This is a genomic window from Streptomyces sp. NPDC020845, from assembly GCF_044334165.1.
In the GTDB taxonomy this organism is placed as follows: Bacteria; Actinomycetota; Actinomycetes; order Streptomycetales; family Streptomycetaceae; genus Streptomyces.
The window spans coordinates 965,310-978,029 of the sequence record NZ_JBIRSJ010000001.1 but is presented as its reverse complement, the minus strand read 5'-3'; the positions used below and the strand labels follow the sequence as shown (position 1 = coordinate 978,029).

10 protein-coding genes are annotated in these 12,720 nt (G+C 71.7%); 6 read left to right on the top strand and 4 right to left on the bottom strand.

What is annotated here, in order from left to right:
• Positions 1-123: 123 nt before the first annotated feature.
• Together ACH4U7_RS03430 and ACH4U7_RS03425 are read left to right on the top strand one after the other, a co-directional pair.
• On the top strand, positions 124-1,092 hold the full coding sequence (locus tag ACH4U7_RS03430) for an acetylxylan esterase (protein ID WP_398526332.1): 969 nt from the start codon (positions 124-126) through the stop codon (positions 1,090-1,092).
• Positions 1,093-1,179: 87 nt separating this feature from the next.
• Positions 1,180-2,322, top strand: coding sequence for a CaiB/BaiF CoA transferase family protein (locus ACH4U7_RS03425; protein ID WP_398526331.1), 1,143 nt, complete (start codon positions 1,180-1,182; stop codon positions 2,320-2,322).
• 15 nt (positions 2,323-2,337) lie between these two features.
• On the opposite strand, the gene ACH4U7_RS03420 is transcribed toward ACH4U7_RS03425, so the two are convergent.
• Positions 2,338-4,191, bottom strand: a complete 1,854-nt coding sequence (locus ACH4U7_RS03420) for an ABC transporter ATP-binding protein (protein ID WP_398526330.1) — start codon at positions 4,189-4,191, stop codon at positions 2,338-2,340.
• A gap of 127 nt (positions 4,192-4,318) precedes the next feature.
• Between ACH4U7_RS03420 and ACH4U7_RS03415 the strand changes: the two genes are divergently transcribed.
• Positions 4,319-4,762, top strand: a complete 444-nt coding sequence (locus ACH4U7_RS03415; RefSeq protein ID WP_398526329.1) for a MarR family winged helix-turn-helix transcriptional regulator — start codon at positions 4,319-4,321, stop codon at positions 4,760-4,762.
• Between the two features lie 36 nt (positions 4,763-4,798).
• Here the strand turns inward: ACH4U7_RS03415 and ACH4U7_RS03410 are convergent, their stop codons facing one another.
• Positions 4,799-6,193: a cation:dicarboxylate symporter family transporter gene (locus ACH4U7_RS03410; RefSeq protein WP_398526328.1), complete on the bottom strand. Its 1,395-nt coding sequence runs from the start codon at positions 6,191-6,193 to the stop codon at positions 4,799-4,801.
• Between the two features lie 250 nt (positions 6,194-6,443).
• Here ACH4U7_RS03410 and ACH4U7_RS03405 point away from each other — a divergent pair, with 250 nt between their 5' ends.
• Complete coding sequence (locus ACH4U7_RS03405) at positions 6,444-7,097, top strand: phosphoribosyltransferase (RefSeq protein WP_398526327.1); 654 nt, start codon at positions 6,444-6,446, stop codon at positions 7,095-7,097.
• A 72-nt stretch (positions 7,098-7,169) separates the two neighbouring features.
• On the opposite strand, the gene ACH4U7_RS03400 is transcribed toward ACH4U7_RS03405, so the two are convergent.
• The gene (locus ACH4U7_RS03400; RefSeq protein WP_398526326.1) at positions 7,170-7,904 is read right to left on the bottom strand and encodes a L,D-transpeptidase family protein; all 735 of its coding nucleotides are present in this window, start codon (positions 7,902-7,904) and stop codon (positions 7,170-7,172) included.
• Positions 7,905-8,060: 156 nt separating this feature from the next.
• On the opposite strand from ACH4U7_RS03400, the gene ACH4U7_RS03395 reads away from it, so the two are divergent.
• Together ACH4U7_RS03395 and ACH4U7_RS03390 are read left to right on the top strand one after the other, a co-directional pair.
• Entirely contained in the window at positions 8,061-10,040 is a 1,980-nt protein-coding gene (locus ACH4U7_RS03395; protein WP_398526325.1) for an ABC transporter transmembrane domain-containing protein, read from the top strand.
• Positions 10,037-11,818, top strand: coding sequence for an ABC transporter ATP-binding protein (locus ACH4U7_RS03390; protein ID WP_398526324.1), 1,782 nt, complete (start codon positions 10,037-10,039; stop codon positions 11,816-11,818). Before ACH4U7_RS03395 ends, ACH4U7_RS03390 begins: the two co-directional genes overlap by 4 nt.
• A gap of 93 nt (positions 11,819-11,911) precedes the next feature.
• Here ACH4U7_RS03390 and ACH4U7_RS03385 read toward each other — a convergent pair whose 3' ends face one another.
• On the bottom strand, positions 11,912-12,703 hold the full coding sequence (locus ACH4U7_RS03385) for a metal-dependent hydrolase (protein ID WP_385611760.1): 792 nt from the start codon (positions 12,701-12,703) through the stop codon (positions 11,912-11,914).
• Between the last annotated feature and the right edge of the window lie 17 nt (positions 12,704-12,720).

The window sequence follows — 12,720 nt, the reverse complement described above, 5'->3', positions numbered from 1 at the left end:
GGATATCCGGACGATCATGTACGGGGATGAGCGCTATCGCTAAGGTAAGCGCTTGCCGCCCCCGAATCGCTCGTCCCGACCCACCCGCACCGTCGCACCACTCACCCGGGAGGTACCCCCGCCGTGTTCGTCGACATGCCCCTGGACCAACTGCGCACCTACCAGCCTGCGCTGCCCGAGCCCGACGGCTTCGACGCCTTCTGGGAGCGCACCCTCGCCGAGTCGGGCGAGCACGCTCTGGACGCGGTGTTCACCGAGACTGACGCGGGGCTCGCCCGTCTGCACACCTACGACGTGGAGTTCTCCGGATTCGGCGGGCACCGGATAGGCGGCTGGCTGCTGGCGCCGCGGGACGCGGCGGACCCGCTGCCCTGCGTGGTGCAGTACATCGGCTACAACGGCGGCCGGGGTCTGCCGCACAACTGGCTGCTGTGGCCGTCGGTGGGCTACGCGGTCTTCGTCATGGACAGCCGCGGCCAGGGCGCCTCCCCCAACAACCCCGGCACCACGCCCGACCCGGTCGGCGGCACCGGGCCCGAGGCCGCCGGCAAGATGACCAAGGGGATCCTGTCCCCGGACGACTACTACTACCGTCGGCTGTACACCGACGCGGTACGCGCCGTAGCTGCCGCCCGCACGCATCCGCTGGTCGACGAGGGGCGGATCGTCGTCAGCGGCGGCAGCCAGGGCGGCGGCCTGGCCCTGGCTGCGGCCGGTCTGGTGCCGGATCTGACCGCGGCGCTGATCGATGTGCCGTTCATGACGCATATCCGCCGCGCCGTGGAGATCACGGACGCCGATCCGTACGGCGAAGTGGCCCGGTTCTGCGCCGGCCAGCGCGGCCTGGCGGACCAGGTCCTGGCCACGATGGACCACTTCGACGGGCTCAACTTCGCCGTCCGCGCAACTGCACCCGCTCTCTTCTCGACCGCGCTGCGCGACGAGATCACCCCCACGTCCTGCGGTTTCGCCGCGTACAACCACTACGCGGGCGACAAGGACCTGAAGGTGTGGGCCTTCAACGGCCATGAGGGCGGCGGCGTGCACCAGCAGGCCGAGCAGATCGCCTTTCTGCGCGGCCTGTTCGGCTGACGGGCCCGGCCCCGGGGGCGGCGGGCGTTCGGCCGCCGCCCCGAGCGGGGAAGAAAGGTGCCTGAGAACGCACCGAAGGAGTCGCCCATGCACGCGCAGCCCCTGGACGGCATCACCATCGTCGCTCTGGAACAGGCCGTGGCCGCCCCGTTCGCCACCCGCCAGCTCGCCGATCTCGGCGCCCGCGTCATCAAGGTGGAACGGCCGGGGCGGGGGGACTTCGCCCGCGACTACGACCGTGCCGTCAAGGGCCTGTCCGCCTATTTCGTCTGGATCAACCGCGGCAAGGAAAGCGTCGTCCTCGACCTCAAGGGCGACGCGGACCGCAGGCTGCTCGACGCGCTGATCGCCGCCGCGGATGTGTTCGTGCACAATCTCGCGCCCGGCGCCGTGTCCCGGCTCGGCCTCGGCGCGCCGGTGCTGCGCGACCGGCATCCACGCCTGATCACCTGCGCCATCTCCGGATACGGCCCCGATGGCCCCTACCGGGACAAGAAGGCGTACGACCTGCTGGTCCAGTGCGAGGCGGGGCTGCTGTCGATCACCGGCGACCCGGGAGCCCCGGCGCGGCCCGGGATCTCGATCGCGGACATCGCGGGCGGGATGTACGCCTACAGCGGGATTCTCACCGCGCTGTACGAGCGGGAGCGTACGGGCGAAGGGAGCGATCTGAGCGTCAGCCTCCTGGACGCGCTCGGCGAATGGATGGGCCATCCCTACTTCGCGCAGGCCTACGGCGGGGCTCCGCTCATGCGCAGCGGCGCCCGCCATCCGTCCATCTCGCCGTATGGGCCATACCACTGCGGGGACGGTGGGCGGGTCTTTCTCAGTGTGCAGAGCGACCGCGAGTGGATCGCCCTGTGCGAGCAGGTGCTGCGCCGCCCGGAGCTGATCCGCGATCCGCGGTTCGCCGACAACCCGGCGCGCCACGAGCATGACGAGGAGCTGACGGCGGAGCTCGAGGAGTGTTTTGCGACGCACACCGCGGACGGGCTGATCGCGCTCTTGGACGGGGTGGGCATCGCGAACGCCCGGCTCCGTGACGTTGCGGAGTTCGCCGCCCATCCGCAGCTGAAAGCACGCGCGCGGTGGCGGGATTTCGACTCCCCGGTGGGTCCGCTGCGCGGTCTGCTGCCGCCGGTCGAGGTGGACGGACGGCAGGCGGCGATGCGGCCGGTGCCCGCACTCGGCGAGCACACGGAGGCGGTGCGCGCCGAGTTCTCCCGCTAGCGGGCCGCCGCGGGCCTACCCTGCCGGGGCCACAGGCGCGAGGTTTTCGTCGCGCCGCACCAGGGCGGCGTAGCGCCCGCCCTTGGCCAGCAGTTCCTCATGACTGCCCTGTTCGGCGATGCGGCCGCCGTCGAGGACCACGATCTGGTCGGCGTCCCGCACGGTGGACAGTCGGTGGGCGATGGTGATCGTGGTCCGTCCGGCGGAGAGGGTGTCGATGGCCTGCTGCACCGCGTGCTCGGTGCGGGTGTCCAGGGCGCTGGTCGCCTCGTCGAGGATGAGCACGGGCGGGTCGCGCAGTATGGTGCGGGCGATGGCCAGCCGCTGCTTCTCGCCGCCGGAGAAGCGGTAGCCGCGCTCGCCGACGAGGGTGTCATAGCCCTCGGGCAGCGAGGCGATGTGGTCATGGATCTGAGCGGCCCGCGCGGCCGCCACGATCTCCTCGTCCGTGGCGTCGGGCTTGGCGAAGCGCAGATTGTCGGCCACGGAGGCGTGGAAGAGATAGGTCTCCTGGGAGACGACGCCGACCGCGCGGGAGAGGGTGTCGAAGTCGAGGTCGCGGACGTCCACACCGTCGATCAGGATCCGGCCGCCGCTGACGTCGTACAGCCTCGGCACCAGATAGCTGAGCGTGGTCTTGCCGGAGCCGGTCGGCCCGACGACGGCCAGGCTGCCACCCGCCGGGACGGTCAGGTCGATGCCTCTGAGCGTGGGCCTCGAGCTCTTCAAGCCCTTCAGGTCCCCCGTGTCCTTCGCTTCCTTCGCGTCCTTCGGGTACGAGAAGTCAACGCGGTCGAAGCGGACTTCGCCACGCACCTTCACCAACCGCACGGGCTCGGCGGGCTCGGTGATGTCGATCGGCAGGTCGAGGTATTCGAAGATGCGCTGGAAGAGGGCGAGGGAGGTCTGGATGTCCACTCCAGTGGACAGCAGGCTGACCGTGGGCCGGAACAGTCCCTGTTGCAGCGAGACAAAGGCGACCAGGGTGCCGATGGAGACGGAGGGGCCGCCCGAGTCCAGGACCATCCCGGCGGCCCAGTAGATGACGGCGGGCATGGCGGCCATGACGATGCCGATGGTGGACATCCGCCAGCGCCCGGCCATGCTGGAGCGCACCTCCAGACCGACCAGGCGCTCGGACTCCTGGGCGAACTCCCGGGTCAGCGACTCGGACCGGCCCATCGTGCGGCCGAGGAGGATCCCGCTCACCGACAGGGACTCGGTCACCATCGCGGACATGGCCGCCATCTGCTTCTGGCGCTGCGAGGTGATCCGCTTGCGCTCGCGCCCGACCCGGCGGCTGATCCAGACGAACAGCGGCAGCAGGAGCAGCGAGACGACGGTCAGCCGCCAGTCGAGGGCGAGCATCGCGACGACCGTGGCGACGACGCTGGTGAGGTTGGAGACCAGCGAGGTCGCGGTGGAAGTGACGGTGGCCTGCATGCCACCGATGTCATTGGCGATCCGGGACTGCACCTCGCCGGTGCGGGTGCGGGTGAAGAAGGCGAGCGGCATGCGCTGCAGCCGGTCGTAGACCGCCGTGCGCAGATCGTGCATGACGCGCTGGCCGACGGTGGTGGAGATGAGGGTCTGCAGCACTCCGAAGACGCTGGTGACGACGGCCGCGGCGATCATGCCGAGGGCGAGCAGGGTCAGCAGTCCGGTGCGGCGCTCGGGGATCGCGGTGTCCAGGACCTCGCGCAGCAGGAACGGCGAGGCGACGGAGACCAGGGCGGAGGCGCCGACCAGCAGGGCGACGAGGGCGAGGCGGCCACGATAGGGGCGGAAGAGCCCGAGGATGCGCCGCAGCTGGGCGGGCTGCTCGGGGTCGGCGGAAGGTGAGGTCCACTGAGATGCGTCGTGGTGCATGGGCTCCTTCTGAGCAAGGGTGGGTGGCACGCGACCCGGTACGGGCGCGGCCTTGCGCAGCATTTTGCCGAGCATAGCTCATTGTTACCTATACTCACAATGAACCTTGTCCTGATAGACTGCGATCATGTCCGCCTCCGACACCTCAGGCCTCCTCACGGAGCAGTTGCTGCGCCTGACCCGCAGACTGCACCGCGCCCAGAAGCGGCATATGGAGCCCCTGGGCATCACCCCCGCCCAGTCCCGCCTGCTGCGCATGGTGGCGCACAGCGACCGGCCGCCGCGCATGGCGGACCTCGCGCAGCGGCTCGAAGTGGTCCCGCGCGCCGTGACGACGCTGGTGGACGCCCTGGAGGCGCATGGCTCCGTGCGCCGCGCGCCCGATCAGGAGAGCCGCCGCGTGGTGCGCGTCGAGCTCACCGACACCGGCCGCGCGACGCTGCGCGCGCTGCGCGACGCGCGCCGGGCCGCCGCGGAGGAGATCCTGGCCCCCCTGTCCGACCGGCAGCGCGAGATGCTGGGCGAGCTGCTGGACACGCTCGCCGGCACACCCGACCAGGGCCGCTGCTGAGGAAACCGCCCCCGAGGCGCTGCCCGTGCGCCCGGCTCAGAGCCCCGCCGCGGGGGACCCCGCGGGCGGGGCGGCCTCCGCGTCCGTGTGCGTGTCCGGAGCAGCCTCGGCCGGCGCCGCGGCCTCCTCTTCGACGGCCGACCGCTCACCGTCGAGCACACGCTTGGCCTTCGCCATGTCCAGCGCGCCCTCCCAGCGCGAGACGGCGAAGACGGCGACACAGTTGCCGAGCAGATTGGTCGCCACCCGCATCGAGTCCATGATCCGGTCCACGCCGAGCAGCAGCGCGACGGCGGCCGCGGGGATCACTCCGAGGGCCGAGGCCGTCGCCGAGAGCGCCAGGAAGGCCGAACCGGGCACGCCCGCCATGCCCTTGCTGGTGAGCATCAGCACGAGGACGACAGTGATCTGCTGACCCAGGCTCAGGTCCACACCGACCGCCTGGGAGATGAACAGCGTGCCGATGGACAGATAGATGGAGGCGCCGTCGAGGTTGAAGGAGTATCCGGTGGGGAGCACGAGCCCGACCGCGTCGTCCCGGCACCCGGCCGCGCGCAGCTTCTGCATCACCCGCGGCAGAACGGTCTCGCTGGAGGCGGTGCCGAGGGCCAGCAGCATCTCCTCGCGGGTGTACTTGACGAACTTCCACAGGCTCAGCCCGGTGATCGCCTTGAGGGCCGCCCCGAGCAGCGCCAGGAAGAGCAGCGCGACGCTGTAGCAGAGCGCGATCAGCTTCCCGTACGTCGTCAGGGCCCCCATCCCGTACTGGCCGACGAGATGCGCCATGGCGCCGAAGACCGCCAGCGGGGCGAGCCTCATGATGAAGCCGACGATCGCGAAGACGACCTCCTGGGCCTGTTCGATGGCCGGCAGGATCGCGGGCACCTTCGTCTTGCCCAGGTGGAGCAGGGCCGCGCCCACCAGACAGGCCAGCACGAGGACCTGGAGCAGGGAGTTCTGGGCGAAGGCGCCGATGGCGTTATCCGGCAGCGCATCCAGGATGAACTGGGAGGTCGAGGGCAGATGTCCGCCGCCGGTCTTGTCGTCGACGGCTGAGGAGTCGAGCGTGGCGGGGTCGACGTGCATACCGGTGCCGGGGCCGGCCAGATTGGCCGCCAGCAGTCCGAGGAGCAGCGCCACGGTGGTGGCCACCTCGAACCAGATGAGCGCCTTGAGCCCGATCCGCCCGAACGCCTTGAGGTCCCCGGCCTTGGCGATCCCGGCGACGACGACGCAGAAGACCAGCGGGGCGATCACCGCCTTGATCAGACGCACGAATCCGTCGCCGAGCGGCTGAACGGCCGTCCCCACGTCCGGCCACAGCCGCCCGACGGCGATTCCGAGTACGAGGGCGCAGGCGACCTGCGTGAACAGCGAGGTGCGCAGCAGTCTCAGGGCGCGCAGGGGAAGGGATGGTGCGGCGAGCGGCACGTGGACACCTCCGAGCTAGTTTCTGAGATGCGGAAAGTAAATTCCGCGATGCGTCACTATGGCGGAGCGTGATCGCCTACGGAAGGGCCCGGTGTAACAACGGTGAAAATCCTGTCCGCGCATACCGCCCCGGCCGACGGGAACTCAGGAGCGACGAGCGGAGCAGACCTAGCCCCACGGGGCCGACGCAAGGGACAGCCGCACAGACGCGAGGGACGGCCGCGGAAGGGGCGGAGGGAGAGGTGGGACGATGCGTTTTCGCGACCGGAGGCAAGCCGGGCGGAAGCTGGCCGAGCGGCTGCGCGAGCCGCCGCGGGGCGAGCGGTTGAGGAATCCCGTGGTGCTGGCGTTGCCCCGGGGCGGCGCGCCGGTGGCGGACGAGGTCGCCCAGGCGCTGCAGGTGCCGTTGGACGTGCTCGTGGCCCGGAAGATCGGCGCCCCGTTCAACCCCGAACTGGGCGTCGGCGCCCTCGCCGGGGACGACCCGCCGCTGTATGACGAGGGGGCGCTGGCCCTGCTCGACCTGACACCGGCCCAGCTCGCCCCGCGGGCCCGGGAAGAGCGCACCGAGCTGCGCCGCCGGGAGCAGCTGTACCGCCGTGAGCGCCCTTCGGCCGACCTGCGGGACCGCACGGTGATCGTGGTGGACGACGGGCTGGCCACCGGAGTCACCGCGCGGGCCGCGTTGCGCTCCGTACGCCATCGCGAGCCCGCCCGGGTGATCCTCGCGGTGCCGGTGTGCTCACGGGAGGCCGCGGCGGCGGTCCGGCCGGAGGTCGACGACCTGGTGTGCCTGGACCAGCCCGACCCGTTCCAGGCGGTCGGCCTGTGGTACGAGGACTTCGCGCAGGTCCGCGACGACGAGGTGATCGATGTGCTGCGGGCCTCCCTCGTGCCGCGATGAGAGGTCCAAACCCATCCGAACCCGCTGCCGGGCCGGGTGTGACGGGCCGTTCCGTCACACCCGGCCCGTGGCTCACGCGGCCAGGTGGGCCTTGTCCCCCATCACCACGACGGGGTGCAGCGCGGGGTCGAGGTTCTTCAGCAGGTACTCCATGCCGGACTTGGGCAGGCTCACACACGCCGAGGTGCCGCTGCCGTGGTCCATGTGCAGCCAGATGGAACCGCCCTTGCTCTGGCCCTGAGGCCGGGTCGGATCGAGCGGTGAGGTGCCCTTGACGCGGTTGTAGTCGATGGCGATGACGTAGTCGAAGTCGTGCCAGTGGGTCTTGGGCCAGTAGTGCGGGGCAGCGAAGGCGGCGGCCTGGTTGTACGGCAGCCGGGCGCCGGGGTCCGGCAGCACACCGCCCGCGTCGCTGAGCGAGTAGACGCCGACCGGGCTGCGCTTGTCGCCCTCGTGATGGCCGGTCGTCCAGCCGCGCTTGCCGTTGTGTGCGGCCCAACTGCGGGTCAGCTCCCACTTCTTGCCCTGCTTCGTGTAGAGCACCACAGTCGCGTCCGCGGAGTTCACGCCATTCCCGTAGACCGCGACGACCTGGCGCGAGTCGGCCGGGATCTTCGACTGGAGAGCGTCGCCCACCTTCGGGATGCGCGTGGGATCCGACACGGGGGCGGAGCTGCGCAGCGCCTGCTTGCCCTGGCCACCGCTCTTGTCGCCGTCCCCGCCCGCGCCACCGCAGGCTGTCAGGAGGATGAGGGCGGCGCCGGTGGCGGCCGCCGCACGCATGGACGTCGTGCCGGAAATTCGCATGTGCCCCATCGTCCCACTTCCGCGTCGTGGCGACGCACGCGGGATTGGCGTGTTCCGGGTACCGGCACGGGAAAACCAGTTGAATGCCGCAGGGGTGGGGCGCGAGTCTTTCACGGCTCCTGCCTGCCCGTCACCCCGCCCGAGCCCTGGGACGTCATGCACATTCGCGATCTTCCGTACCCCGATCCCGGCCTACCCGACGTCCGATCAGGACCCCACTTCCTGTGGTGGCTGGGCAGAAATCAACTGGGCGGGCAGGTGAAGGCGGCGCTGTGGGGTCTGCTGCACATGGCCGCTCTGGTGTCCTTCCCCGTGGCCATCGGCTTTGGTGTCCAGGCGGTCGTGGACGGCTCGGGCGGGCGGCTGGCGCTGGCCGGCGGGCTGATCGCCGGGCTGACCGCGCTCACCGCGCTCGGCGACACCATGCTGCACCGGGCGGCGATCACCAACTGGATCACGGCGGCGGCGCGGGTACAGCAGCTCCTGGCGCGCAAGGCGGTCGACCTGGGTTCGACGCTGACGCGGCGGGTGGCGGCGGGCGAGGTAGTGGCCGTCTCCACCGGCGATGTGGAGAAGATCGGCTGGTTCGTGGAGGCGCTGTCCCGCTTTACGGCGGCCGCGATCACCACCGTCGGGGTGTGTGTGGCCCTGATCGTCTATCAGCCGGCGCTGGGGATGGTGGTGGCCCTCGGCGTGCCCGCACTGGCGCTGGCTGTCTTTCCGCTGCTGCCCCGGGCCACACGGCGGGCGGACGAGCAGCGGGAGAAGGCCGGCCGGGCGACCGAGCTGGCCTCGGACACCGTGGCGGGGCTGCGGGTGCTGCGCGGCATCGGGGGCGAGGAGTTGTTCCTCGACCGCTACCGGCGGGCCTCGCAGGAGGTGCGGACGGCGGCGGTGCGCAGCGCCCGCATGTGGGCGCTGATCGCCGCGGTGCAGGTCGCCCTGCCGGGGCTGCTGATGATCGGGGTCGTCTGGTACGGGGCGACGCTCGCCCGGGAGGGGCAGATCTCGGTGGGCGAGCTGGTGACGGTCTACAGCGCGGTGACCTTTCTGCTCTTCCCGTTGAGAAACTTCGAAGAGATCGCGATGGCGTATTCCTTCTCCCGGCCTTCGGCGCGGCGCGCCGCCCGGGTGCTGGGGCTGCGGCGCTCCTCGTACGGCGCCGAAGGCTCCGGCGCGGGGGCGGCGGCCGACGGGGCGGACGGGGAGAAGTTCGGTGGCGATCTGTACGACCCGGCGAGCGGAGTGCTCGCACCCGCCGGACAGCTGACCGCGGTGGTGTGCGGCGACCCGGACCTGGCGGGACGGCTGGCCGACCGGCTCGGCGGGCACGCTCCGGACGACGGGGACAACAAGGACGAGGACGACAAAGCCAAGGGCGAGGCCGGCGGCGGCGCGGCGGAGGCGGAGGCGGAGCCCGGGCGGACGCCGTCGGCGCTGCTGGGCGGCGTTCGGCTGGACGAGGTGCCGCTGGCCGCGGCGCGCCGGACCGTGCTGGTCCAGGACAAGGATCCGGTGCTGCTGTCGGGCACGCTCGCCGAACTGCTCGATGTGCCCCGCTCGGGGGCGGTCACGGTGACGGAGGCGCTGGAGGCGGCGCAGTGCGGCGATGTGCTGGACGCGCTCGCCCAGGCATCGGTGGGCGGCTCGGGCGCGGCGGACCCGCTGCACGCGCGGATCACCGAGCGCGGCCGCTCCCTGTCGGGTGGCCAGCGGCAGCGGCTGGCGCTGGCCCGCTCGCTGGTGACCGACCCGGAGGTGCTGGTGCTCGACGAGCCGACGTCCGCGGTGGACTCGCACACCGAGGCGCGTGTCGCGCAGGGCCTGCGGCGGCTGCGGACGGGGCGGACCACCGTGGTCTTCACCTCCAGCCCGCTGCTGCTGGACCGGGCCGACCGGGTGGTGTTCGTACGGGACGGCAAGGCGGCCGCCGCGGGGCTGCACCGCGAACTGCTGGGCACCGAGTACGCATACCGCGCGGTGGTCACGCGCGAACCGGATGAGCCGGATGAACCGGCTGAGGCAGACCTGGAAACGGACCCGAACGGGGACGGGGCCGACCACGGGGCCACGGGGCACGACGCTTCGGGGCCCGGGGCCGCGGGGCGGATCGGAAAGATCGGGGAGTCGGCATGATCGGAGTGGCCCCACCGGCCTATGACCCCGCCGCACCGCAGTCGGCGACGACACTGCCGGTCGGTACCCCCGCCACCGTGCGGGACTACGTCCGCGAGCTGCTGCGGCGGCACCGAACGGCCTTCGCCGTGCTGATGGCCGTGAACGCGACCGCCGTGATCGCCTCCATGGTCGGCCCGCAGCTGCTGGGCGGGCTGGTCGAGGACCTTGCGGCGGGAGAGCGTGACCTGCACATCGGACGCGCCGTCGCGCTGTTCGCGGTGGCGCTCGCGGTGCAGACCGCGTTCGTCCGCATGGTGCGGCTGCGCGGCGCGGTGCTGGGCGAGAGGATGCTGGCGGATCTGCGCGAGGACTTCCTCGTACGGTCGGTGGGCCTACCGCCGAGCGTGCTGGAGCGGGCCGGGACCGGCGATCTGCTGTCCCGGATCACCACCGACGTCGACCGGCTCGCCAACGCGATGCGCGAGGCGGTGCCCCAGCTGGCCATCGGGGTCGTGTGGACGGTGCTGCTGCTCGGCGCGCTGACCGTGACGGCGCCGCCGCTCGGGCTGGCGGTGCTGATCGCACTCCCGGTGCTGGTGATCGGCTGCCGCTGGTACTTCCGCCGGGCGCCGAGCGCCTACCGCTCGGAGGCCGCCGGATACGCGGCGGTGGCCTCGTCCCTCACCGAGACGGTGGACGCCGGGCGGACCATCGAGGCGCAGCGGCTGGGTGACCGGCGGACCGCCCTGTCCGACCGCCGGATCCGCGAATGGACCGCGTGGGAGCGGTACACACTCTGGCTGCGCAGCGTGCTCTTCCCCGTGATCAATGTGACGTACTCGCTGATCACCGGGTCGGTCCTGATGATCGGCGGCGCCTTTGTGCTGCATGGCTGGATGACGGTCGGCGAGCTGACGACGGGGGCGCTGCTGGCCCAGATGCTGGTGGAGCCGGTCGGGCTGATTCTGCGCTGGTACGACGAGCTGCAGGTGGCGCAGGTGTCGCTGGCCCGGCTGGTGGGGGTGCGGGAGATCGAGCCGGATTCGGCCGACGACACGGTGACGCCCGGCGGCCGGGAGGTGCGCGCGGACGAGGTGCGGTTCGGATATCGGGCGGACAGCGATGTGCTGCACGGGGTGACCATGCGGGTACGGCCGGGGACGCGGCTGGCCCTGGTCGGACCGTCCGGCGCGGGCAAGTCCACCCTGGGTCGGCTGCTCGCCGGGATCTACGCGCCCCGGACCGGCACGGTGACGCTGGGCGACGCGGAGCTGGCGCAGATGCCGGCCGAGCGGGTGCGCGAGCATGTGGCGCTGGTCAACCAGGAGCACCATGTCTTCGTGGGGTCGCTGCGCGACAATCTGCTGCTGGCCCGCACCTCCGCGCGGGACACCGAGCTGTGGGCGGCCCTGAGCGCGGTGGACGCCGACGGCTGGGCGCGGGCCCTGGAGGACTGTCTGGACACCGAGGTCGGGTCGGGCGGGCTGGCGCTGACCCCGGCGCAGGCTCAGCAGATCGCTCTGGCCCGGCTGGTCCTGGCCGATCCGCATACGCTCGTCCTGGACGAGGCCACCTCGCTGCTCGATCCACGGGCGGCGCGGCACCTGGAGCGGTCCCTGGGCCGGGTGCTGGAGGGCCGGACCGTGGTCGCCATCGCCCACCGGCTGCACACCGCGCATGACGCGGACCTGATCGCGGTGGTCGAGCAGGGCCGGATCAGCGAGCTGGGCAGCCACGACGAACTCGTCGCTGCGGGCGGCGCCTACGCGGCGCTGTGGCGCTCCTGGCACCAGTAGCGACCACCCCGGCGGCGCGGCTCGCTCCGCGCCGCCGGGTCACGAACCCAGCCGCCGGGTCGCGGGGTCAGCCCGCGCCGCCTGACCACGGGGTCAGATGATGCCGAGGGCCCCGAGGCCGCTCAGCCCGCCCACCACCATGAAGGCCGGCATCAGCACCTTCAACTCGACCCAGCTGCCCGCCCGGAAGCGCATCCCCTTCGGGGGCCCGACCGGGTACCACCGCTTGCGGCCTATCGGTATGGGCCACAGGATCGGGCAGCCGGAGACGGTGAGCGCGTCCCCGATGTCGTGTACCAGGGCCCCCAGGACGATCGGCAGGCCGAGCCACAGATACTCCTGACCCGGCTCGGTGAACAGCCAGTCGGCGCCATTGCCCGGCTTGTGCAGCACATCAGCGAGGATCCAGGCGCTGGTGGCGCCGAGCAGCCACACCAGCACATCACTGGAGACCCGCGCCATGCGCCACAGCAGCCCCTCGACGGCCAGCACCATATGGACGAAGAGGATCGCGAGCACCGCCCAGCGGCCGCCGATCATCGCGAGCGCCGAGGCGCCCGCGCCGATCAGCACTGCCCACAGCCAGGTGTGGGTGAGGGTGCGGTGGCCACCCGAGCGGCGCGGGTCGCCCTGCTTCTTGGTCGCCTTGTAAACCGCGTGCGAAAGCTTGTCGACCACCTCGCACAGGCCCCGGGAGACCGGCCCGAACGAGCGGGATATCGTCGCGGCCTTGTGGTCCAGATCGGGGGCGAGCGCCGCCCCGGCGCAGATCAGAGCGCCGACGACCAGCACCGGCCAGGGCATCTCATGGCCCGCAGCCGCAGCCGCCGCGCCCACCCCCAGCCAGGCCGCCGCCCCGGACAGCGAATGCGCCGGTCCCATCATGGTCTTATCCCCGCCCC